Annotated in this window: 19 protein-coding genes and 3 tRNA genes; 8 read left to right on the top strand and 14 right to left on the bottom strand. The window is 40.1% G+C overall.

Annotated features, from left to right (window positions below):
* Nucleotides 1-130 precede the first annotated feature (130 nt).
* Complete coding sequence (locus AC07UV_RS21470) at nt 131-1,375, top strand: hypothetical protein (RefSeq protein ID WP_495185230.1); 1,245 nt, start codon at nt 131-133, stop codon at nt 1,373-1,375.
* A gap of 125 nt (nt 1,376-1,500) precedes the next feature.
* Here AC07UV_RS21470 and AC07UV_RS21465 read toward each other — a convergent pair.
* The 3 genes from AC07UV_RS21465 to AC07UV_RS21455 form a co-directional block, all read right to left on the bottom strand.
* Nucleotides 1,501-1,573 (bottom strand) — tRNA-Lys (locus tag AC07UV_RS21465).
* A gap of 422 nt (nt 1,574-1,995) precedes the next feature.
* Nucleotides 1,996-2,856: a peptidase associated/transthyretin-like domain-containing protein gene (locus tag AC07UV_RS21460; RefSeq protein ID WP_495185229.1), complete on the bottom strand. Its 861-nt coding sequence runs from the start codon at nt 2,854-2,856 to the stop codon at nt 1,996-1,998.
* A 275-nt stretch (nt 2,857-3,131) separates the two neighbouring features.
* The gene (locus AC07UV_RS21455) at nt 3,132-6,335 is read right to left on the bottom strand and encodes a S41 family peptidase (protein ID WP_495185228.1); all 3,204 of its coding nucleotides are present in this window, start codon (nt 6,333-6,335) and stop codon (nt 3,132-3,134) included.
* A gap of 498 nt (nt 6,336-6,833) precedes the next feature.
* On the opposite strand from AC07UV_RS21455, the gene AC07UV_RS21450 reads away from it, so the two are divergent.
* Nucleotides 6,834-8,024, top strand: a complete 1,191-nt coding sequence (locus AC07UV_RS21450) for an MFS transporter (RefSeq protein WP_495185227.1) — start codon at nt 6,834-6,836, stop codon at nt 8,022-8,024.
* An 86-nt stretch (nt 8,025-8,110) separates the two neighbouring features.
* On the opposite strand, the gene AC07UV_RS21445 is transcribed toward AC07UV_RS21450, so the two are convergent.
* The 3 genes from AC07UV_RS21445 to AC07UV_RS21435 form a co-directional block, all read right to left on the bottom strand.
* Nucleotides 8,111-8,845: a phosphatase PAP2 family protein gene (locus AC07UV_RS21445; protein ID WP_495185226.1), complete on the bottom strand. Its 735-nt coding sequence runs from the start codon at nt 8,843-8,845 to the stop codon at nt 8,111-8,113.
* Nucleotides 8,846-9,251: 406 nt separating this feature from the next.
* Nucleotides 9,252-9,323 (bottom strand) — tRNA-Arg (locus AC07UV_RS21440).
* A 242-nt stretch (nt 9,324-9,565) separates the two neighbouring features.
* Nucleotides 9,566-9,646, bottom strand: a tRNA-Tyr gene (locus AC07UV_RS21435).
* Nucleotides 9,647-9,933: 287 nt separating this feature from the next.
* Here AC07UV_RS21435 and AC07UV_RS21430 point away from each other — a divergent pair.
* The 6 genes from AC07UV_RS21430 (at nt 9,934) to AC07UV_RS21405 (ending at nt 16,079) form a co-directional block, all read left to right on the top strand.
* Complete coding sequence (locus AC07UV_RS21430) at nt 9,934-10,566, top strand: peroxiredoxin (protein ID WP_120261326.1); 633 nt, start codon at nt 9,934-9,936, stop codon at nt 10,564-10,566.
* Between the two features lie 85 nt (nt 10,567-10,651).
* On the top strand, nt 10,652-10,966 hold the full coding sequence (locus AC07UV_RS21425; protein WP_172392504.1) for a thioredoxin family protein: 315 nt from the start codon (nt 10,652-10,654) through the stop codon (nt 10,964-10,966).
* Nucleotides 10,947-11,201: a DUF6952 family protein gene (locus AC07UV_RS21420; protein WP_077436919.1), complete on the top strand. Its 255-nt coding sequence runs from the start codon at nt 10,947-10,949 to the stop codon at nt 11,199-11,201. The genes AC07UV_RS21425 and AC07UV_RS21420 overlap by 20 nt, the downstream gene beginning before the upstream one ends.
* A gap of 371 nt (nt 11,202-11,572) precedes the next feature.
* Nucleotides 11,573-14,047: a PIG-L family deacetylase gene (locus AC07UV_RS21415; RefSeq protein WP_495185225.1), complete on the top strand. Its 2,475-nt coding sequence runs from the start codon at nt 11,573-11,575 to the stop codon at nt 14,045-14,047.
* Between the two features lie 9 nt (nt 14,048-14,056).
* Nucleotides 14,057-14,266 carry a hypothetical protein gene (locus AC07UV_RS21410; protein ID WP_259184981.1) on the top strand — a complete coding sequence of 70 codons (210 nt, stop codon included), beginning with the start codon at nt 14,057-14,059 and terminating at the stop codon, nt 14,264-14,266.
* Between the two features lie 97 nt (nt 14,267-14,363).
* The gene (locus AC07UV_RS21405; RefSeq protein WP_495185224.1) at nt 14,364-16,079 is read left to right on the top strand and encodes a sodium:solute symporter family protein; all 1,716 of its coding nucleotides are present in this window, start codon (nt 14,364-14,366) and stop codon (nt 16,077-16,079) included.
* 201 nt (nt 16,080-16,280) lie between these two features.
* On the opposite strand, the gene AC07UV_RS21400 is transcribed toward AC07UV_RS21405, so the two are convergent.
* The 8 genes from AC07UV_RS21400 to AC07UV_RS21365 form a co-directional block, all read right to left on the bottom strand.
* Nucleotides 16,281-17,147 carry an N-acetylmuramoyl-L-alanine amidase gene (locus tag AC07UV_RS21400; protein WP_282251471.1) on the bottom strand — a complete coding sequence of 289 codons (867 nt, stop codon included), beginning with the start codon at nt 17,145-17,147 and terminating at the stop codon, nt 16,281-16,283.
* Complete coding sequence (locus AC07UV_RS21395) at nt 17,147-18,208, bottom strand: DUF3078 domain-containing protein (protein WP_282251468.1); 1,062 nt, start codon at nt 18,206-18,208, stop codon at nt 17,147-17,149. The genes AC07UV_RS21400 and AC07UV_RS21395 overlap by 1 nt, the downstream gene beginning before the upstream one ends.
* A gap of 22 nt (nt 18,209-18,230) precedes the next feature.
* Nucleotides 18,231-18,992 (bottom strand): hypothetical protein, encoded by a 762-nt coding sequence (locus AC07UV_RS21390; RefSeq protein WP_282251466.1) that lies wholly within the window; start codon nt 18,990-18,992, stop codon nt 18,231-18,233.
* Between the two features lie 61 nt (nt 18,993-19,053).
* Nucleotides 19,054-19,887 carry a glucosaminidase domain-containing protein gene (locus AC07UV_RS21385; protein WP_282251464.1) on the bottom strand — a complete coding sequence of 278 codons (834 nt, stop codon included), beginning with the start codon at nt 19,885-19,887 and terminating at the stop codon, nt 19,054-19,056.
* Nucleotides 19,888-19,902: 15 nt separating this feature from the next.
* Complete coding sequence (locus AC07UV_RS21380) at nt 19,903-20,424, bottom strand: glucosaminidase domain-containing protein (protein WP_495185223.1); 522 nt, start codon at nt 20,422-20,424, stop codon at nt 19,903-19,905.
* Nucleotides 20,425-20,446: 22 nt separating this feature from the next.
* Nucleotides 20,447-21,082, bottom strand: a complete 636-nt coding sequence (locus tag AC07UV_RS21375; RefSeq protein ID WP_495185252.1) for an O-methyltransferase — start codon at nt 21,080-21,082, stop codon at nt 20,447-20,449.
* A 241-nt stretch (nt 21,083-21,323) separates the two neighbouring features.
* Nucleotides 21,324-21,953 carry a GTP cyclohydrolase I FolE gene (gene folE, locus AC07UV_RS21370; protein WP_104384782.1) on the bottom strand — a complete coding sequence of 210 codons (630 nt, stop codon included), beginning with the start codon at nt 21,951-21,953 and terminating at the stop codon, nt 21,324-21,326.
* Between the two features lie 28 nt (nt 21,954-21,981).
* Nucleotides 21,982-22,395 carry a 6-pyruvoyl trahydropterin synthase family protein gene (locus AC07UV_RS21365; protein ID WP_282251461.1) on the bottom strand — a complete coding sequence of 138 codons (414 nt, stop codon included), beginning with the start codon at nt 22,393-22,395 and terminating at the stop codon, nt 21,982-21,984.
* Between the last annotated feature and the right edge of the window lie 87 nt (nt 22,396-22,482).

The raw sequence follows: 22,482 nt of genomic DNA, 5'->3' as shown, positions 1-22,482 counted from the left end.
ATCATATTGTTAAAAGATTTGATGTTTATATTAGGCATTGCAAAATATACTTTGATAAAGATAGTTCGCAATGGATATATCCTGAATTCATGGCTTGTTCAAATCTGTGCAAGTTTAATCTTGATTAAATATGACTGAAAATCAACACCATATAAACAAATGCAAGGAACTCATCGAAGAAAAAGTCGGGTGGGGAAGTAGCGCAGGTTGGCAATCGCAGGATTTTGATAACCTGAGTGAATTGATTTATAAGGAAACCAATGTTGTCCTCAGCACAAGCACCCTCAAAAGAATCTGGGGAAAGGTACAATACAATAGCAATCCCAATTTAAGCACATTAGATGCTTTAGCCAAATTTTCGGGATTCTCCAATTGGCGCTCACTGATATCTTCCATCCCAATCACTGATCAAAACAATAAAGAAGAGCGCAAGAGAGGACCTCGTGCTAAAATAGTATATGGCTGTCTTATCCTGCTAATATTAACAGGATTTCTGATAGGGGTCAATAGATTTCGAGGAAAATCAAGGAATGAATTATCCTATCGTAAAATCAGCTTTAGTAGTAAACCTGTAACAACAGGGGTACCCAATACAGTCATATTCGAGTACGATGCAAGCCATTCCAATGCAGACAGTGTCTTTATTCAACAAAACTGGGATTCAAAAAGAAGGGTAAAAGTTGATAAAAACCGTCACGAACATGCCAGTACCTATTACCGTCCGGGATATTACCGGGCAAAATTGGTCCTCAATGACTCGATTGTTAAAGAGCATGATATTTTTATAGAATCCGAAGATTGGATGGGATTCATAACGAAGGAACCTGTCCCAATATATCTGCCCAAGGAAATGATTGATCATGGAGACTGGCAGGGTCTGAAGCAACAGGATTTACCACAAAATACCAATAACTACAATTCCGAAATACCAGAATTTGTATTAACACAGGTTTCCAGGGGATGGAATATCGACAGTAAAAATTTCACTTTATCCCTGGCCATTCAGAATACATATCGACAACTTAATGTGCCTTGTCAACAAAGCGGAATAACACTCTTAGGAACAGATGGAATAATTATGATTCCACTCTCCAAACCAGGCTGTGTCGGAGAACTCCAATTGTGGATTGGGGAGCAATTATTGGAAGGAGCTACCAACAATCTATCTGCTTTTGGAGTCGACTTCTCTTCACCTGTATCAGTCAAATGCATATCCAATGCGGGGAAGATTAAGATAGAGCTGAATGACAAACTCGCCTATCAGGGATTGTTTCTTACTGGAATCGGAAAGATTGTTGGTGTCCGAGTTTCCTTTCAGGCGTCTGGACTTATCAAATCATTTGATATCCATGATACAGCCGTATTACGCCATTAGAACTTAACCGAATATTCTTTATTTAATATGAAGGTTGCAAGTGAATTGCACTTCTTGTCTTGATTCTATTGGATCGTATGGAACAAAAAAACCGTCCTACTTACGTAAAACGGCTTTTCTGAAAGTGACCCCGCTGAGGCTCGAACTCAGGACCCACAGATTAAGAGTCTGTTGCTCTACCAACTGAGCTACGAAGTCATTCGATAAATCAAATGTAAGATTCACCGAAGAGAAAGTCAAGTATAAAAGGAGATTTTTTATTCTTTATCTTTCATTTTTGACGTCATTGCTTCGATCGCTTTTGATGTACGTTCATACACCGGTTTTAAAAATTCATATCACATGCGATAACTCTCGAAAATCTCCTAAGCGAAGTCCTGATTCGGCATATACATACTCGATATATCCTGATAAGCTGCAAGAAAAGCTTGCTGATCATCATCAACATAAACGACATTAACGGATTTAAAATTTTTCGCGAACAAACCGTGGGAGGGATCAACATATGGGGGTATTAGCGCCACTCCATGCTTACAGAGCCTCTAAAAAAGATATCCACTTTCACATAATTCCTCGTGAAATGGCGCTCAAGCAATTTGATGATGGTAATACAGCATACACTAATATTTATTCATCGTAGGTATATCCTCTTGCTTCATAGGAGCAACGATCTTTCCCATGATCATCGGTCTAACCTCCATCACAATCGGCTTGTTTATCGCTGTTTTAGCTCCTTTTTTCAATGGGATGACAACAGTTCGATAACCGATCATCTCTGCTCGAAGTTCCTGATCCTTATTCAGGAGCGATTGCTGTACCCAAAGTTCAAAATTACCTTTTTCATCAGCCTGTGTATGGTAGTTTCCTATGGTCACATTGGTACCCTTCATACTTTCCCCAGCAGAAGCGCAGACAATTTTTCCGGCGATCTTTACCTTACTGCTATCTTGACCAGATGATACCTGTTTATTATTAACACGATGGTTTGAATCTATTTTTTTCCCAACAGATTTACCTGCACTCTTTCCTTTCAATTGTACCACCATCACTTTTCCAGTCGTCTTGTTATTGACACGATAGTTTGGATTTATTTGTTTCCCGGCGGGCTTTACACCTTTTTCGTTTGATTGTACAGTAATCCCTTGAGCGGTCGTGGCAGTCTGCGCCTGTGCCATAGGAAAGCTCAATGAACCGATCAGCATCAGACCCGCAGCAATACCGCTCCATCTATTGCGCCATATCGGATTTTTTGCAAAGGAAACACTGGCATCCAGTTCACGCAGCAGCTGATCTTCATAAAACCGGCCACAAAGCCCTTTACTGGATTTTTTGATCTGATCTACAATTTCCTGATCGCTCATCTCCGAGAAATCAACGACTACCTTTTCACATTTGCCACAAAAACGTCCCTGCTCCTGTGGTGTCATTTTACCCCAATCTGCTGTGCAAGATTCTTTTACTTGTAATATGATCTTCTCCATGTCTATGTCTTTATGTTTGGTAAGGGATGCACAAAAATTCAAGATTCCACAAGAGTAGAATAAAATAATTTTAAATATCTATAAAGAGCTAGTAGGGGAATACAAGTAAAAATAAAAAACAGGCTGTGTCCGACCCTTTTTCGGACACAGCCTGTTCACAATATTTAATATCGCTTTCAACTCTGGAAGCTATTTTTCGAAATCGCCTTTCGAAGTAATCCTGCTACAGGCCGGAGGTAGCCCCCAGCCTGTAGTCATTTAATCTTGTTACAGCATTATTTGAGATCAGCTAAAATCTCCTTCACAGCACGCTCCAACTGTGGATCTTTATTTTCCATACGGTCTTGCACCGTATTTTTTACAAAAATATCCGGTGCGACACCTGTCTGCTCTAAATCCTGACCATCTAGGGTATAGCATCCCCAGGAAGGTAAGCGGTAAAAAGACCCATCGACCAATCCTTTGCCAGAGGTAAAAATAATCCAGCGATAAGTTTCATTACCGATGATTTTACCTAGTTTCAATGCTTTGAACCCCGCTGCGGTCATCTCCGCATCACTCAGCGATTGCTCATTGATTAACAGAACGATCGGTTTGGCTGCAGGCGCAAAATTACTCTGCGGAGCACGCTTTCCCCCACGATATTGCCATTGTAGGTAAGGGCGCTGCGACAAAAAGCGTAATACCTCATCGTGTACATTTCCTCCAGTATTATACCGCAGATCTAAGATTATACCTTGCTTATTATTCTCCTGCTCAGCCATATCGATGAGAAAACGTTGCAGTTCGTCTCCCGACATATTCTTCATGTGCGAATAAGCGATCTTATTGTCACTCAGTTTGTCTACACGACTGCGGTTATCCTTGATCCATTCATCGTAAATCAATTCCCTAAAAGCTGTACTGGAAGCTGGTCGTACATTCGTTTGAACCTCTTTCCCATTACGGTTCAAAGTCAGCTGAATTTCCTCTTCCAATGATGGCCAGGTAAAATAGCTATCCCGATCTGCGGCAGTATTTAATTTAACACCATTGACAGCGACCAGTACGTCCCCTTGTTTAATATCCACCTCTTTCTTGGTCGCAGGTCCATTGCCTACGATCCGACTGATCTTATAAGGATTTTGGCTATCATATTCCACGCCGATTTCGTTAGTCACAAAACCGAATGGTTTGCGCTCTTCAGTCCCCATTGAACTAAAGCCCAAGTGTGATGAGTTCAGCTCACCCAGCATGTCGTTTAAGAGAATACGCAGGTCATTCCGGTCGTTGATGCCGGGCAGATATTTTTCGTATTTCTTTTTGGTTGCTGTCCAGTCTACACCATGAAAATTGTGATCATAAAAATTCTCTTCCAGATTGGCCCAGGTCTCATAAAACATCTGGTTAAACTCTTTCTCCAGGTCTTTATTAAATTTATAGCTCATGGTTATTGCATCGAGCTTGTTTCCCTCCAGGCTGTATTTCTGTATGATACCACGGTTAAGCACAAAATACTTGCCTGCCGATTCCTGTACCTGTCCCATACCGCCTTCAATTACTTTTTCAGTTTTTGGAGCAGTGAATGGTTCATAAACTGTACGATAAGCACTGAACTTCCCCTCATGATCAGACCCATAGAAGACATAGGTCTTGTCTGCCTTTTGGATCACCAAAGGGCTATATTGTGTCCCAAATGCAGGACTGACCTGCTCAATACGATCCCGCAAACCCTCGAGATCAAGCTGTACCAAAACGGTTTTCTTTGGTTCTGGACTAGGAGCTGCCGGTTTATTCTTATCCGCATTGGCCTTACTCTTATCCTTGGCATCGTTTTCTTTTTTAGGCGCTGCTGGCTTATTTGCGACGGAATCTTTTTTTACTGTGGGTTGGGCAAATAATTCATCAAACTTCGTACTGCGATAGGGTTGGTCAAAATTGGTCAGCGCCATACGGAAAATGCTCGAATTTTGCATTCCGGTAGGGTATGAGGGCTTTGTTCTATTACTTGCAAAATAAATATACTTGCCATCTGGCGACCAATAGGGGCTGGTCTCGGAGACACCGGTATTGGTTAGGTTGGTCGTTTGTCCACTCTTGAGGTTATGGACAAAGATATCCTGCTCAAAATTACGCATTGCGGTAAATAGCAAATAATTGCCGTCGGGCGAAAATGAGGGCGTAGAATTTTGGAATCCCCAGATTTCGTCTTTGACTACGGTCTGGCTCTTGAGACTACCTAGATCCAACGTACGTACCTCATCACGGCCGCTTAGGTATACCGCTTTTGTGCGGTCGGCATTAAAGGTAATGTCACGGTTGTTTCGAAGATCTTGCGTCAGCTGTTTCACTTCACCTTTTCCATCCGCAGTGCGGGAAAACCAATTTTGATAGCCTTGGAATGTTTGGCTATAGAGTAAGGTTTTGCTATCCTTAAGCCATTTGACCTCCATGACGCGCTCTCCCTGTCCGGACATCTGACGGACAAACTTGCCCTCGCTATCGGAAACAAAAAGCTCTCCTCGGGATACAAAAGCTATTTTTTTGCCATCTGGTGAGACATCAAAATTACTGATGCTGCCCGAAATATTGAATTCCTTTAGCTTGCCGAGGACCTGATTGCGGTTTAAAGCAATATTGGGCTGTACCGTTTTCTTTCCATTGACATCGTAAATATAGAGCTGATACCCCTTTTCAAATACGATCTTATCGCCGTTTGCTGACACGAAGGGTCTTTTAATGGATTCCGGGAAACTTGTCAGCGCTGTTTTGGTCTTACCGTTGAGCTGATACAGGTTGTATTCGCCGTTGTTTTCATCCGAGACGTAATATATCGTTCCTTTTTGGTCTATCGTTGGCCATAGATCTTTTCCAACATAGTCTGTATACTGTTGAAAGGCTTTTGTTTTGGGATTATAGGAACGGATATCTGGATTGAATGCTCCTTTATAGCGCTTGCGGTTTGCCGAACTATATCCTTCCCAGCTATCGTTGAACAGCAGCTCTCCCGACGGTGTAGGGACGATCCCGCTGATATAATTAAAAAAATGTGGAAATAGGCGTATTGCCGTACCACCATCTACTGAGACCTGGTAACCTCCCATACGATTATAACGTGTCGAAGTAAAATAGAGTGTTTTACTGTCCCAGCTCCAGCTATCCACTTCATCCGAGGCGTCATGCGCGGTCAATTGACGGATGTCTCCACCCGCTAAGGGCATGACATAGACGTCCATATTCCCATTTTGATTGGCCGAGAATGCTAACCATTTGCCATCTGGGGATATTCGGGGATTGATCTCATTACCTTCCATACCAGTAAGCCGGACAGCAACCCCACCTTGGCTTGCGACTTTCCAAAGATCACCTTCATAACTGAATACCATCTCCTTCCCATCGGGTGTCAACGCGGGATGAGACAAGAATGTCGGTTGCTGCGCAACAACATAAGCAGTTCCACCATAGGCCAGAACTGCACTCAAAAGCAGTTTTTTTATCATTATATCTAGGAGGCTAATAATTGTTTGCCTTTAACAAAAATAGAATAGGTTATTGAAAAACTATTGAAGTATTGCGAATTTTACATTTTTATTGAATTTAGCCCGATATTAATAGGTCATGTTTGAACATCTTCGTATATTTAATGTAAAGTAGGGGTGCCTTCAATATTTGGCATCTGATCTTAGTATCAATAAGCTTGGTTGAGTCAGACATGCGAAACACATAGAAATCTGATAATAAACTATTTAAAGCAAATAACTCCGTCCTAGCGAATAGGCGAAGATAATTATCGCAACCTTCCTGCGCAGAAAACAAAACTAAAGAAGATAATTAGCATTGTTTTTTGAAGATAATTATCGCGACTCTAATTACTGATTACATTCTTGCTCAGCTTGGCGAGCATTTTTTCTGTTGAAACTGAGCTATTAAATTTCTTTATTGATCCTGTCGTAAAATGAAATACTTATCCGTAACTTTGCACCCTCAAATCAAGAACTATGAACGCAACGTTAACTCTCTCAGAGGAAGATCTTTACAATAAGCGCAGCCGCATACGGATTGCAGTATCACTTTTCTTTTTCTGTCAGGGTATTGCTTTCGCATCTTGGGCTAGCCGCATTCCTGTCATCAAGGAGCGCCTCCATTTGAGCGAAGGACAACTGGGAACAATTCTATTGATGCTTCCTATAGGTCAATTGGCGACAATGGCTCTTTCAGGCAAGTTGGTTACCAAATATGGTAGCGCTAAAGTATTGCGTATCGTACCGATTGCTTACGCATTGGTCTTGTGCTCCATCGCCTTTGCTCAAAATGCCTGGCAACTGGGGGCTATTCTCTTCCTGTTTGGTGTCACAGGCAATATGTGCAACATCTCAGTCAATACACAGGGGGTAGCCACGGAGCAGATCTATAAAAAGTCTATTATGACATCCTTCCATGGCGCCTGGAGTATTGCCGGTTTTACAGGAGCGCTAGTTGGACTGCTGACCATGAATCTTGGTCTGGATACGCTATCCCATTTCTTGATCATATTGGCTTTCGTCACTGGCAATACATTGATTAATCAGCGGTATCTGGTTCCGGGAAAATCGCCGCAGAAAGAAAAGCGGAGTTTCTTCTCCAAACCGGAGGGAAGTCTTTTGCAACTGGGTATCATTGGCTTTTTCAGTATGGCAACCGAGGGAGCCATGTTTGACTGGAGTGGGGTTTACTTTAAGGAAATTGTACATGCTCCCGAAAAATTCGTTGTCGTGGGCTACGCTTCTTTTATGATCATGATGGCTATCGGCCGTTTCGTGGGTGATGCCGTGATTCGCAAGCTGGGCCGCAAAAGAACATTACAATATAGTGGAATCTTGATGTTTATAGGCATGATGGCCTCTGTCGTTTTTCCACAATTTATTGTATGTACCCTTGCTTTTATGCTTGTGGGCATCGGTGTTGCCTGTAATGTACCCTCTATCTATAGTATTGCAGGCCAAAACAAAAATGTACCATCGGGTGTGGCCTTAGCTATGGTATCGAGCATTAGCTATCTTGGCTTTTTAATGGGACCTCCGTTGATCGGTTATATCGCAGAAGCTTTTAGCCTTCGCTATTCCTACGGTGTTTTCGCCTGCTTCGGCTTACTTATGTTTTGTATGGTTGGAAGATTATCCCTATTTAAGGAACCGCAGTCCAATTCCTAACAGTATTGGCTTTAGATAGTATATTCTTAGTGTGTCTAGCTGTCTTTGACCGCCGCTATTTATATTGGTATTTTACCACAAGATCCTTACGGTCTTCGTTCCTGTTTTGACCTATTCCTATTAACCATAGCCGGAAGGACAGCTCCTATTAGTTTGGTTTGAGGGAATTTAAAGTTGGATACCGGACGTTTATTAAATGAAATCATCGGCATAAGAATAAAATAAATACAAGTAGTTCCTACACCCAATAGTGATCCAAACGCAACATCTTCAAGGAAATGTTGGCCCAAATAAATTCTGGAATAGCCTGTTAACGCTGCTAGAATAAAACAAAACAGACCTATTCTTTTGTCCTTGGAAATGATGGCAACAGTAGCCGCCATAGCAAATGCAGAAGTTGTATGCCCCGAAGGAAAGGAATTGGCGTAGGCTACAGGTAACCAAGAGACAACATGTAATGTCGGATCACCTTTAAACATCGCTGCCGGACGCTCCGCATGAAATAGACTTTTCAAAACACAGCATACCAAGCCCGAAAAAACATAAGTTCCAAAAATTCCCTTGGCGAAATTCCATTTTTTCAGAAAGCAAAACACAACAGCGAGGGTTATCACACAGATCCCATCCCCAACGAAAGTGTTCAATGTCATGAAAATATCCGCCCATAGGGCATGATGACTATTAATAAACTGAAATGATTCTCTTTTCGTAACAAAAAGCAGGATAGAGGCAATCAGTATAAACCATATACTGAAGGTGATGAAAAAGGCACGATTGGTATTATATATCCTTTTAAATTGATTCTGAATCACTTTTATCATTTCACAGGTTTTATCAGACAAATTTAGCTGCCGAATATTAGTAAGTCATTAATTTGTAATAAAATTTAAATTAACACAATTTTTACCAACCATGAAAATATTATGACAAAAGTCCTGAAATGTTACAGAATTAATGACATAATGAGTTTATTGATGATCAACACTAAAAGATATACATCCTTTTTAATGTACAGCAATTAGATATTACATTACTTGGATAGCACTGTTATCTCACAAATCCAAATTGTATATTTTTATTTTAAAAATGAACAATCTATACATCCGACAGGAGACTTATACAAAATAGCAAAGATGATTATGTCTTAAAATAGAACAGGAGAAATACCTTTTATAGTATTTCTCCTGCAATTGAAAAACGACATTAATAATATCACTTCTCCTTATGTAGCCCCGAGCAGAATCGAACTGCTATCAAATGTTTAGGAAACATCTATTCTATCCGTTGAACTACGGGGCCTTTTCAAAAGCCAAACTTAGGTTTATTTTATAAATAAGTCAATAGCTACATGAAAATCCGTTGTATATTTTTTGTAGACCTCCATCATTAAGAAAAAATAGCTCGATGATGATGCTCAACAATACCTCAACTACCGCTGCATAACAGTACACACCGGACAATGGAGACGGATTGCAATCAGTGCAATGTGCTCATCTATTTGACAGGAAAATTTAAAGTGAATTTTATAAAGGAAAAAAATGTGGAGGGAGAAGGATTCGAACCTTCGAAGCCGAAGCAACGGATTTACAGTCCGTCCCATTTGACCGCTCTGGAACCCCTCCAGCATTGCGCTATTTTGAAATAGAACGTCGCAAAAGTAGGTTTTGCGTAGCACTTGTGCAACTATTTTGATGCATTAATTTGTAACTACCCCAGTATGAATTGTTTTATTTCTCAGGGATGACCTAGCTCCTGTATAAACACATCATCCACCACATATTAATATAATAAAAACTTATTGTTATATTCTAGTCATAATAGATTTTGATGATAGTGTATTGGTAAAATCAATTCGCTTTTTGATCAGAGTTGCCTTATCTTTGTGACAACAAAAAAAGAAAGATATATTATGAGTTTCACAGGTAAAAGTTTTCCAAGCATTACGGTAGATGCAATCGATTATTTAGGCGACAATTTGCAGATCAACATTTTCGAAAAAGCAGTTAAAGAAGGTAAAAAAGTAATTTTATTTTGGTATCCAAAAGATTTCACTTTTGTATGTCCTACAGAATTACATGCTTTCCAAGAGGCTGCTGCTGAATTTGAAAAACGCAACACAATCTTAATCGGTGCTTCTTGCGACACAAACGAAGTTCACTTTGCTTGGTTAAACACTGCAAAAGATAATGGCGGTATCGAAGGTGTTGAATATCCTATTTTAGCTGATACTAACCGCAACTTATCTAGCGTATTGGGTATCTTGGACGTTCAAGAAGTTGAGCATCCTGAATACGGTACATTAGCACAAGGATCTGCTGTTACTTACAGAGCTACTTATTTGATCGACGAGACTGGCCGTGTATTCCACGAGTCTGTAAACGATATGCCTTTGGGCCGTAACGTAAAAGAATATTTACGCTTGATCGACGCTTACGCTCACGTACAAAAATTTGGCGAAGTATGTCCTGCAAACTGGGAAGAAGGTAAAGATGCAATGAATGCAGACAGAAAAGGTGTAGCTGACTATTTAGCTAAACACTAACAATAAAAGACCCTAGGTCTTATCAACAGGGGCCTTTATCCCGGCTCCTGTTGATTTCTCCATCAATCACCTTAATAATAAAATCATGTTACAAGAATTAGAAAACGATAATTTACAAGAAATTGTAAACAATAACGATATTGTGATGGTTCAGTATGCTGCTACCTGGTGTGGTAATTGCAAAATCATGAAACCAAAATTCAAGAAATTATCTGGCGAAAATGAGGGTGTTCCTTTTATCATCGCTGATGCAGAAAAATTCCCCGAATCACGCAAATTGGCGAACGTCAATAACCTGCCTACATTTGCTGCATTTAAAAACGGCAAATTGGTGAATCAAGTACAAACAAATAAGTTGGACGCATTAGTAGAATTATTCAATGAAGCTGCCGGTAATTAAACATCTTACAGAATTCATCGAACAGAATGATGTCGACTATGTATTGGAGACCATCGAGACATTGGAAGCTCTTACCGAAGCTCCATTGAAAGATGAGGAACTTGACGTGATCGGTGAATTAATTTCTAACCTATACGGAGCAGTAGAGGTTGATAAATTGATAAAAGAAGGCAATTCGAAAAAAGATGCCTTAAATATGTTCATGAAACGTGTTTTAGGAGCAATTGACAAATAATTTCGCTTGATTAAACACCCTGAAGTGAAACTTTCTTTTCATATTTTTAGTTGCCCAAAAGCTAAATTGTTGACAAAATTTAGCAATGTGGAAAACTAATTGAAGGAATCTGACAGAACTAAATATTTTCTACATATATTTACTATGTTAAAGGTTGCCACTTGGAGCGAAGCGACAAAATAACTATTCTCTAAAAATTCGTTTCAGGAAAAAATATTTTAATTGTTAAACGGAAATTTCAACTTGGTTGGAATTTCCGTTTTTTGTTTTTGTACGTATTTAAAGTTAACTCCTTTATTTTCTCTGATTTTTGCGTCCTCAAGAGTGATTAATATACATTAAAATTACAATGTGAAACAATGCTGTTTTGGATGAAATCTTTATCTTTAAGCATGCGAAAACCCTTTCTTTCCATCATTATTTTATTAGCTAGTATCTTGTCAAAATCAACTGTACAAGCACAAAATCCGCAGTGGAATGCCGCCGAGATCAAGCTTAATCTAGAAAAACTGAATGTTTTAGGCTCTGTTCTGTATTTTGCAGCACATCCAGACGACGAAAATACCCGTCTGATCGCCTGGCTTGCCCAGGAGAAAAAATATAGAACAGGCTACTTATCCCTAACTCGTGGTGACGGAGGTCAAAATCTCATCGGTACCGAACAGGGCATCGAACTGGGACTGATCCGTACGCAAGAACTTCTTGCTGCGCGAAAGATCGACAAAGGGGAACAATTTTTCTCCTCTGCGTATGATTTTGGGTTTTCCAAAACGCCCGAAGAAACGTTTGCCTTCTGGGACAAACAAAGGGTGCTCGCCGAGGCGGTATGGTTGATCCGCAAATTCAGACCTGATGTCATCATAACAAGGTTTCCACCTGATGCTAGGGGGGGACATGGACACCACCAGGCCTCAGCGATGTTGGCACACGAAGCTTTCAAAGCCGCAGCCGATCCCAAACAGTTTCCAGAGCAGCTTCAATACGTCAAACCCTGGCAAGCGAAACGCCTCCTTTGGAATACTTTTAATTTCGGCGGACAGGACAACACTAGCGAAGATCAGCTAAAAGTGGATATCGGAAACTATAATGCGCTGATAGGTGCTTCCTATGGTGAAATTGCCGCGCATAGCCGTTCTTCCCACAAAAGCCAAGGCTTCGGATCGGCCACTCAACGTGGTTCTTCTATCGAGTATTTTGAGTATGTCGATGGTACTCCCGCAAAAGCTTCTCCACTGGAAGGAATAGATACTTCCTGGAAAAGGGTCGCAAATAGCGGAACAGTACAGTCACTGATCGCAAAAGTCAATCAGAACTATCAAATGGACAAACCTGAATCGGCTTTGCCCGATCTGATCCAGCTCTATAAAGCACTTGATCAGATCAATGACGCGTACTGGAAAAATGAGAAGAAAAAGGAGGTAGAGAAATTAATCTTAGCCTGTGCTGGAATTTGGTTTGAAAGTATCGCAAAAAATCCTAATTATGCGGTAGGTGATCAGATCAATGTCGACAACGCCATTATTGCAAGACGTCCAGATGTTACCGTACAATTGGCTAAGTTAAATGGCAAAGAGATCCATAAAAACCTTGTCAATAATCTTCTTTTAAAAGATGCTATTGCTGTTAGTACAACAAATTCAACACAGCCTTATTGGCTAAATGAACCTCACGCCAAAGGAAAATTTAATGTCAGTGATTTCAATCTCACCGGTTATCCCGAAAACCCCAATAATCCAAAAGTACGCTTTGAATTATTGATCAATGGTACTGCAATCACATTTGACCAGAATATACAATATAAATATACTGACCCCGTTCGTGGCGAAATCTATAATCCAATAGTTGTCCTTCCACTGCTCACTGCAAAGAGTTCAAGTCCATTGGCTTTGACTCAAAATGCCCAATCTGTCAAAGTAAACCTATTGTTCCAAAAAAATGGACAGGATCCAGCACAATCCTTTAGTGTAAAGACCATTGGAGCAAAAGGCTGGGAAATATCTCCTGCTTCATTTGAACTCCAGTTTACCTCTGGTGTTAGCGATCTCTCTAAAGAGATCACAATAAGCCCCTTAGATGCTACTGTTTCGTCCATTGATACACTGCTTTTTCAAGTCAATCAAAAGGATAGACTAAAAGAGATAAAAACTATAGGTTATAACCATATTCCTGAGATTGTCTATTTCCCAGATGTTGCTATAAAAATGAGCAATATCAATCTAAGCAATGAGGTAAAAAAAGTAGCCTATATTCATGGCGCAGGAGATCTAATTCCGGAATCGCTCAGTGCAATTGGCATCAAAGTGGACGTGCTAACAAGCGAACAGCTATTAAAAAGTGATCTTTCAGGCTATGATGCGGTCATCTTGGGTGTGAGGATCTTCAATGTTAATAAAGACATCGCACAGATTCAAAATAGACTATTGGATTATGTCAATAATGGCGGAACTGTCCTCGAGCAATACAACGTAAACAATGGCTTGGTTTCGAAAAATTTTGGTCCCTATGCCTTTAGCCTTGGAAGGAGTCGGGTTACCGATGAACTTGCCGATGTTCATTTTGACGAAAAAGATCCAGTTTTCAATTATCCCAATAAAATTACAAAAGCAGACTTTGACAATTGGGTACAGGAGAGGGGATTGTATTTCGCTGAAAATATCGACAAGAGATACCGTACACCAATTGCCATACAAGATTCCGGGGAGCCTTTACACAACGGATCATTATTGATCACGGACTACGGAAAAGGGAAATTTGTCTATACATCGCTATCTTTTTTTAGACAATTACCTGCAGGAATTCCTGGAGCTTACAGATTATTTGTAAATTTGTTATCAAAATCAAAATAAAATATCACAATGGAAAATCAGATTGACAACAACTGCACAACGATAGATGCTGGCAAAGCAAAAGGGATCATCCTTTTAGTCGCTGTAGTATTTGGTGCATTAATTGGCTTCGCTGCAAATGAGACATTTTTAAGCATCATTGGCGGTGCGGTTATTGGATTGATTATCGCTGCGTTTTTTAACAGTGTTATCTATCCTCAAAAGCCTTCAGACAGATAAAATACAGGATGAATAGCTGGAAACGCTACTATTGGATGGTCGTTATCTGGCTATTTATATTTATCCTTTTTCTGTACTTTTTTACCAAACATTATTCATGAGTACAGTAGATTGGGCTGTTCTATTGCTAACACTTTTGTCGATTGTCGCTTACGGCATCTATAAAAGTAGAGGGATCAAAAATATTGATGGTTATCTTTTGGGCAATCGTTCTTTGCCATGGTACCATGTCGGACTTTCGGTAATGGCTACTCAAGCGAGCGCCATTACTTTTTTGTCTGCTCCCGGATTAGCGTATTCTTCGGGAATGAGTTTTGTACAGTTTTATTTTGGTCTCCCATTGGCCATGATTGTACTCTGTATTACCTTTATCCCAATATTTCAAAGACTTAAGGTTTTCACAGCCTACGAATTTCTTGAGAAACGTTTCGATGTCAAGACCCGGGGGCTCACAGCATTACTATTTTTGATCCAACGGGGTATCTCCACTGGTATTACCATTTTTGCACCATCGCTCATCATCTCAACTATTCTCCATATTGATCTGACCCTAACAACATTAGTCATCGGAAGCTTTGTGGTTATCTACACCACCTACGGTGGTACAAAAGCGGTATCCCATACACAATTGCTCCAGATGAGCATAATATTTGGATCTCTGCTTATTGCAGGAATGCTTGTCATTCATCTTCTTCCAGCAGACATCGGTCTTTCGAAAGCGCTTCATATCGCCGGTAAATCAGGTAAAACCAATGCACTGGACTTCACGTTTGATCTGAATAACAATTATACCTTGTGGACTGGCCTGATCGGAGGATTTTTCCTACAACTCTCTTATTTTGGCACAGACCAGAGCCAAGTAGGACGTTATCTAACCGGATCTTCCATAAGGGAAAGCAGAATGGGGCTAATTATGAATGGCCTTTTAAAGATCCCGATGCAATTTGCCATCCTGCTGATTGGTGTTCTAGTATTTACCTATTATCAATACCACCAACCTCCGATCTTCTTTAACCAGGTCGAAGTACAGAAGTTGAAAGAAAGCCCATATGCGGCTTCCTACCAAGAACTTGAACAAAAACATACTCGACTATTCCAACAACGTGAATCTCTCGTCAATGGCCTCAGTACAGCGCTGGATCAGGATGATCAGGGGAACATCGAGTCCTCCCGCTCAGCGTTGCATCGATTGAATGCACAGATGCAGCAAGTAAAAGACAGTACACTGACACTTATCAAAAAAAACAACCCTGCAGCCGAGACTAACGACAATAATTATGTTTTCCTTTCGTTTGTAACCAAAGCCTTTCCGAAAGGTCTGATCGGTTTGTTGATCGCTGTTATTTTTCTGGCATCTATGGGCTCTACAGCCAGTGCTATTAACTCACTTGCATCAACGACGACCATAGATATTTACAAACGTTTTATAAACCGCAACGCGACCGAAAAGCAGGATCTCCTCTGGTCTCGTATATTTACCTTAATTTGGGGTATTTTCACCGTGGTTATTGCGCTATATGCTAACAAGCTGGGCAATCTGTTAGAGGCCGTGAATATCTTGGGTTCCTTATTCTATGGTACGATACTAGGCATATTTATTGTTGCTTTCTATCTAAAAAAAATTCAGGGAAAGGCTGTTTTTATCGCTGCGATCCTCTCTGAAATCTTTGTCGTCGGCATCTGGTACCTAGACAAAATTCCTTTTCTCTGGCTGAATCTCATTGGCTGTCTGGCCGTCATGATAATTGCATATTTTATACAGCTTTCGCTCAGAAATAATTCTGCTATACCAAATAGAAGCAATACGCAATAGAAACAATCTGGAAAAATAAAGTGGCTTACTCGCAAATAGATGCCTGATTACGAGGTTGTATTTAATTTGGAATGGTCTTCTTAATCCCCCCAATATAAAAAAAGTCCGGATTCGCTTCGAATCCGGACTTTTCGTTTTTAATAGACTTAGATCAATATCCTATTTAGCATCATCTATCAAAATTCGTATTTTGACAGCTTACTAGTATTTCTTATAAATATTGTAAAGTATGCTCTTATCATATAAGGTCAGCTCGGGTGTTGTATCCCGTACAATAAATTTACGTTTAAATGCGACGATAGCAGCCTTTAGGTTAGAGGTATCATACCCGATTATTTTAAGCGCATCAATGGCATTAAAACTATCAGGAGGAGTAATCAGTTGGCCTTCATCATACCAGATACCAAATCCTCTGTTCGCAAGCTTCTTCCAGGGGAAGAAAACACTGGGGTCATTTTTACGCGCCGGGGCGATGTCTGCATGACCGATAAAATTATTGTCAGGTATTAGGTATCGTGATTTTAAAGTATCCAACACAGTCATCAGCGAATTGATCTGGGCATCTGGAAAAGGCTCCCTGCCATTATTGTCCAATTCTATTCCGATAGAGCAGGAATTCATGTCCACAATGGATCCCCACTTAGCCACACCGGCATGCCACGAGCGGACATAGTCATTCAGCATCTGGATAATCTCACCGTTGCGGCCGATCACATAATGTGAACTCACCTTGGTCCGTGGAATCTGGAACGTCTTGATGGTCTGACCGACGCTATCTTGTGCCGTATGGTGGATGATCACAAAGTTTGGCTTGCGAACATCATAGTGAATAGCTTCTGCTTGACGCCATTCGGAGTGAACCCCTGTTTTCTGCAGGAAGATTACCTTTCTCTCCTGGGGTGTCAATTGATTCGTATCGGGTTTGACAACAACCTTTTGTTCCAATACAACTGCGGGCGCAAAAGAAGCGACCAATGGTCTGGACACAGCGGCATGTCCCTTGGACTTACAGCTCGCCAAAGACATCAACACAGCAAGTATGATCCCAATTGACACTGGTTTAAACATTATTTTGGTAAACTATAAACTATTCCCATAGCCAATGACTGGCTCAATTGAACTCTTGAAATAACATCCGGATCATAGATCATAATCCCGTTTAGATTGACGTTGATTACACGGGTTACTTTAGCTGTTATGGTAACATCAAGACGATGGGTTGGGTCTGAAATTTTCTCATAATTAGCAAATAGATTATAACGCGCCTTTACGTTCAATTTATCTGTAAAGTTCTTGTCTAGGTTACCCGTTATCTGAAATGCCAATGCATTGGAGAAAGAACGGTCTTCCTTGACACCAAATCGTTCTCCCGTTCCTTTACGGAGATTACCTTCGCCTTCTGGCTTGTTCATGTCCGGTAACAGATAATATCCATATTTATCATAAAAGCCGTCTACCGAACGAGGTTTTACACGCTCATCCAAAATAAAGGTCTGCCGTGCGGTACCCGTACCAAAACGCAATGAAAACTCATTGCTCGGCTTATACTCAAGACCGAAAGACTCGGTCAAATAAGCTGGCGCCATAAACGCGTTTTCAATATAGTCTATTGTATCCTTACCATTTCTGCTTGTGTACTTGTATCCCGCATCAAATTGTGACTCAAAGGTAATCGATGTAAATAGCGCCCAATTAGCGGAGAGTTTATAGGATAACTTGTTATCCCAAAATATACGGTCATTATTCTTTTTAGCGATATTATTCGTATTCTTGATCTTACCATACCGGAGGTCGACTTCTGTCACGAAATTAAAATTGTCCCGGGTATAGTCTGATTTGTGATTGGCATTGAGACCAATAGCAATGGAACCCACACCTCCACCTTTCCAGTTATCGTTAAAGGATGCCTGGTTTAGATTAATCCCAAACTTTGTCCAATGCTTCCAGTAATCAACCTCAAGATTGAGCTTGGGAACCACCGGACGAATGGTTTTGATATTTAAAGGTTGCTCTTTTTGGACAGAAATTACGGTATCTGGTTTTGCTCTAAGATCTTTCAGATCCTGTGCCTTTATGCTTGTAAAAGAAAGGCAAAGCAAAGCCATGCCGACAAAATTGAAAAACTTCATTCTGAAAACGTCTATTTTTTGTTTACGGTACTAATTTATAATTAATTGTTGGAAAAGGCTCAATAAAATATTGAGAAGGGTTCATTCGATAGCGGGAGTAGCAATCTTTGATGTAATTTGTTACCTCGTAATCGCTCGCTGCCAGAATGAAAAAATAGGATGGTCTAAATATTCTCCTAAATCGTTCTGACTCCTCAAAATTGAGGCCTGTGACCTTACTAATAAGTGCCTTCGTAAATTTATAATCAATTACATTTTCCTTATAATCGTTTTCTATGGTTTTAGTCAGTCTGCGCGCCCTTTTGGCCTCTTTACTAAATAGGCTATAAATAGAGTTGATGCTCAGTCCTGCCCCAGTAGGCCCCACCGAAAATACATCACCATATCCGGCCAGCCGGTAGGCCTTCTCATAATCTTCTTTTGCTTTTTTCAGAATTTCCTCAGGGCTCTTTCGTGCCAATACCTGCACCTCATCAATATAGATCGACTCTCGGATTAAATGAAACAACAATAATCCCTTATTGTCAACAGCAAGGGTGTCTGAAAAATATTCCTTGCTCATTGCAACAATCTGATCACCTATCCGGGCAGAAAAGTCAAATTCACCTTTAATATTATTATAGAATACCTCTCCCGTCCTTAGATTGGCAAGTTTCACATTTCCGATACGTTGTTTGGTTTTTTTGTCAAATACGATGCCCTCGACTTTCTTTTCTTGACAAAAAAGTAGGGAGGGAAGGCCTAGTATGGCGACAAACAGAAAAATATAACGTATTAGTTTCACTTTCGTAAAACTACTATATCGCCATACAAAACTGAAATATTTAACATCTTTTAAAACGTAACTATTTAGATATAACCAATAGCTGTCCTAGGGACAATACTTCATCTGTAAGGCCATTTAATGATTTGATCTGTTCGACAGATACATTATAGAGCTTGCTAAGCGAATAAAGCGTTTCTTGCGCTTTCACCTCGTGAATACGCATCGCTAAAGGGCTTTTGATCTCCTCAGTCTTCACGGTAGCAGGAGGGGTCTCCTGAACATTCTGGACAATTTCTTCTTTTACAACCTCTTCACGCACGACTTTCTCCTTAGGTGTCTCTCTTCGGTCATATTGATCAAGATGATATCGTTCTATCATTTCTATCAATAGATCCGGATAGCGGGGGTTGGTTGCATATCCTGCAGCCTTCAGTCCCTTAGCCCAGCTCTTGTAATCATCCTTATCCAGCTTAAACAAAGCCGAATAACGGGGGCGTAGCAGAAACTCGGAGTGATCCCTAAACGATTGTTGAGGATTGTCATATACACGAAAACAATCATTAATATTATCGTCGGGACGGGTTACGGATTTACCTTTCCATACGCCGCCACACTTAATACCAAAATGATTATTTGCTTCACGTGCTAGGTAGCTATTTCCGTTGCCAGACTCCAGCAGAGCCTGAGCGAGCTTAATGCTGGCCGGAATACCATACTTGTTCATTTCTGCAATTGCAATATCTTTATATTGAGCAATGTAGTCATTCCCAGCCATGGTGGGTCGGCCTACGGAAGAAGATGAAGAAGTTTTTGAATTGGATCCGGATTTAGAGGACGATAAGGTGCCTCTCCGGCTTGAACATGATGTAATCAACATCATGAATACAAACATGCCATAAAAAAACTTCTTCATGCAATAATATCGTGCTTATTTTTTTGTTGACGAGAATTTATTTTGCTTGGAACCGTTATCAAACATATCAAGATGATATAGTTTGATCGTTTTAAGTACTTTCGCTGTCCAGTCTCTACTCGTAGAGTATCCCGAACGAGCTATCGCCTTTACCCAAGCTTCATATTTTTCTCCTGGATGTTTTTCAAAAAGGCTTTGAGTAGTCTTCTTTCTTTTTACTATTCCTACAAAGTCATCATATGAGTCTAATACAGACCTATAACCCTTGTAAGCTGACCGAATAACGGTACTTCTGTTCTTTCCTTTGACACCAAAATGGTTATTCAAATTCTTTGCTATCCTGCTACCACCATTTCCGCTTTCATGCATAGCGATGGCTAAGATAACCGATGCCGGAACTCCGTGTTCCTCCATCATTTCTTTTGCTATTGGACTGTACTTATCGACATATGCCGCACTTTGAGCTGAAACTTTTGTTATTCCAAAAGTTGCCAAAGCCAGTACCAGTACAAAGCTTTTTAATTGTTTTAAATTCATGAAGAATGTTTTAGTTCTCAAATTACTTCTTGCGCAACGCAAAAAGTCCGTCTCGAATCGGTAATATTACCTTTTCTACGCGCTTGTCCTGAGCTAAACGTGCATTCAAATCAATGATCTGCTTTGTTTGGTTGTCTGGTTTTGAATCTAACACCTTACCTTTCCATAAGACATTGTCAATCAAAATAAGTCCCCCAGACGGAACTTGATTTATTATCGTTTCGAAATAATATAAATTTCTCTTTTTATCAGCGTCAATAAATACCAGATCAAATGTCTCATTCAACGTGGGGATAATCTCCGCTGCATCGCCAATATGATATCTAATTTTATCTGCGAATTCAGACGTATTAAAATAACCTTGGACTCTTTCCTGTTGCTCTTCATTGATATCGATGGTATGTAAAACACCATCTTGCTGAAGACCCTCTACGAGACATAATGTTGCATATCCCGTAAAAGTTCCGATCTCCAAAATACGTTTTGGAGCAACCAATTTACTCAATAAAGAAAGAACTCTTCCCTGGTAATGACCAGATAACATATGGGGCATTGTTTCCTTCAAATATGTCTCCCGATTTACCCTTTTCAATAACGAATTTTCATCGTCTGTAGTATGTTCCAAATAGGACTCCAAATCGTCGACAACAATTTCCATAACCACAAAGGTACCAAAAAACATTTTTATGATAAAAATATTTTTTTATAAACAACTGAAAAACAGAAAGATATAATTATCGGTTTGTAAAGAAATTTTTTAGTGATTTGCCTTAAAAGCCCAAAAACGCAATATCCTCTTTTTTTGATTTTTGTATTTATTTCCAAATTTCATCAAAAAACAAGCCCTCGAGAAGACGTGCTTTTCGAGGGCTTGTTTTCATTATTTAACGATAAAAATATTAAGCAAGATCCGCTGTGATCAAACGTAAAAATTCTGATCGTGTCACGTCATTCTGAAATGCTCCTGTAAATGCCGAGGTTGTTGTAACAGAATTCTGTTTTTGTACACCACGCATGGCCATACACATGTGTTTGCACTCCATCACAACAGCAACTCCACGCGCACCTAGTGTCTCCTGGATACAGTCTCTGATTTCGTTGGTCAGACGCTCTTGTACTTGCAGACGGCGAGCGAAGATATCTACGACACGAGGAATTTTACTCAAACCCACAATATGTCCGTTTGGAATATAAGCGATATGCGCCTTTCCAAAGAAAGGTAACATGTGATGCTCACACAAAGAGTACACTTCGATATCCTTTACAACCACCATCTGGCTATAATCTTCCTCAAACATGGCTCCTCTCAGCACTTCAGCAGCATCGATATCATATCCATGTGTCAAGAACTGCAGGGCTTTAGCGACACGCTCAGGAGTCTTTACCAGACCTTCACGCTTAGGATCCTCTCCCAGGCATTCCAATATATCTGTATAATGAGAAGCGATGCGATCTACTTTTTCAGTATTGTATTTGTCGATCTTAATATATCCATCCAACTCTTCGTTGTCAAATGAGTGTTGACTCATAGTTTCTACTATTTAAATGTATTAAAGATTAATCGCCAAAATATTCGACGTAGTTATTTTCGGTTTCGTGCAAACGAACACTATGCAGTGCCACTCCTTGTTCTTCAAAAAGTGGTTTCAGGATCTTGAATATCTCAATAGCAATATTTTCTGTAGAAGCCATGACACCTTTCATAAAATCAACATCCAGGTTGAAATTACGATGATCCACTTTATCAATGATGCTGCGATTGATAATTTCCTTCATGATCTTTAAATCAATCAAAAAACCAGTTTCGGGATTTACTTCCCCCTTCACTGTGACAAAAAGGTCATAATTGTGCCCATGCCAATTTGGATTAGAACAGAGTCCAAACACTTGTTCATTTTGTTCATTGCTCCAATCTTCACGATACAGCTTATGTGCTGCACAAAAACGTTCACGACGAGTTATAAATATCATAATAATACAAAGATACGGCTTTAGGCCCAATTTTAACATTTCTATTTTAGGAATGCCGTCAGAATATGGTAATATAATTAACCAGCA

Source organism: Sphingobacterium sp. GW821-FHT03E03 (assembly GCF_059420745.1).
This window is presented reverse-complemented; position numbering and strand designations above follow the sequence as displayed.

Coding starts and splice junctions, on each gene's coding strand:
- AC07UV_RS21450 (WP_495185227.1), top strand. CDS start 6,834: ATGAACGCAACGTTAACTCTCTCAGAGGAAGATCTTTACAATAAGCGC.
- AC07UV_RS21415 (WP_495185225.1), top strand. CDS start 11,573: ATGAAATCTTTATCTTTAAGCATGCGAAAACCCTTTCTTTCCATCATT.
- AC07UV_RS21455 (WP_495185228.1), bottom strand. CDS start 6,335: ATGATAAAAAAACTGCTTTTGAGTGCAGTTCTGGCCTATGGTGGAACT.
- folE (WP_104384782.1), bottom strand. CDS start 21,953: ATGAGTCAACACTCATTTGACAACGAAGAGTTGGATGGATATATTAAG.
- AC07UV_RS21420 (WP_077436919.1), top strand. CDS start 10,947: ATGAAGCTGCCGGTAATTAAACATCTTACAGAATTCATCGAACAGAAT.
- AC07UV_RS21410 (WP_259184981.1), top strand. CDS start 14,057: ATGGAAAATCAGATTGACAACAACTGCACAACGATAGATGCTGGCAAA.
- AC07UV_RS21365 (WP_282251461.1), bottom strand. CDS start 22,395: ATGATATTTATAACTCGTCGTGAACGTTTTTGTGCAGCACATAAGCTG.
- AC07UV_RS21430 (WP_120261326.1), top strand. CDS start 9,934: ATGAGTTTCACAGGTAAAAGTTTTCCAAGCATTACGGTAGATGCAATC.
- AC07UV_RS21400 (WP_282251471.1), bottom strand. CDS start 17,147: ATGTTTAAACCAGTGTCAATTGGGATCATACTTGCTGTGTTGATGTCT.
- AC07UV_RS21425 (WP_172392504.1), top strand. CDS start 10,652: ATGTTACAAGAATTAGAAAACGATAATTTACAAGAAATTGTAAACAAT.
- AC07UV_RS21460 (WP_495185229.1), bottom strand. CDS start 2,856: ATGGAGAAGATCATATTACAAGTAAAAGAATCTTGCACAGCAGATTGG.
- AC07UV_RS21445 (WP_495185226.1), bottom strand. CDS start 8,845: ATGATAAAAGTGATTCAGAATCAATTTAAAAGGATATATAATACCAAT.
- AC07UV_RS21395 (WP_282251468.1), bottom strand. CDS start 18,208: ATGAAGTTTTTCAATTTTGTCGGCATGGCTTTGCTTTGCCTTTCTTTT.
- AC07UV_RS21380 (WP_495185223.1), bottom strand. CDS start 20,424: ATGAATTTAAAACAATTAAAAAGCTTTGTACTGGTACTGGCTTTGGCA.
- AC07UV_RS21375 (WP_495185252.1), bottom strand. CDS start 21,082: ATGGAAATTGTTGTCGACGATTTGGAGTCCTATTTGGAACATACTACA.
- AC07UV_RS21470 (WP_495185230.1), top strand. CDS start 131: ATGACTGAAAATCAACACCATATAAACAAATGCAAGGAACTCATCGAA.
- AC07UV_RS21385 (WP_282251464.1), bottom strand. CDS start 19,887: ATGAAGAAGTTTTTTTATGGCATGTTTGTATTCATGATGTTGATTACA.
- AC07UV_RS21405 (WP_495185224.1), top strand. CDS start 14,364: ATGAGTACAGTAGATTGGGCTGTTCTATTGCTAACACTTTTGTCGATT.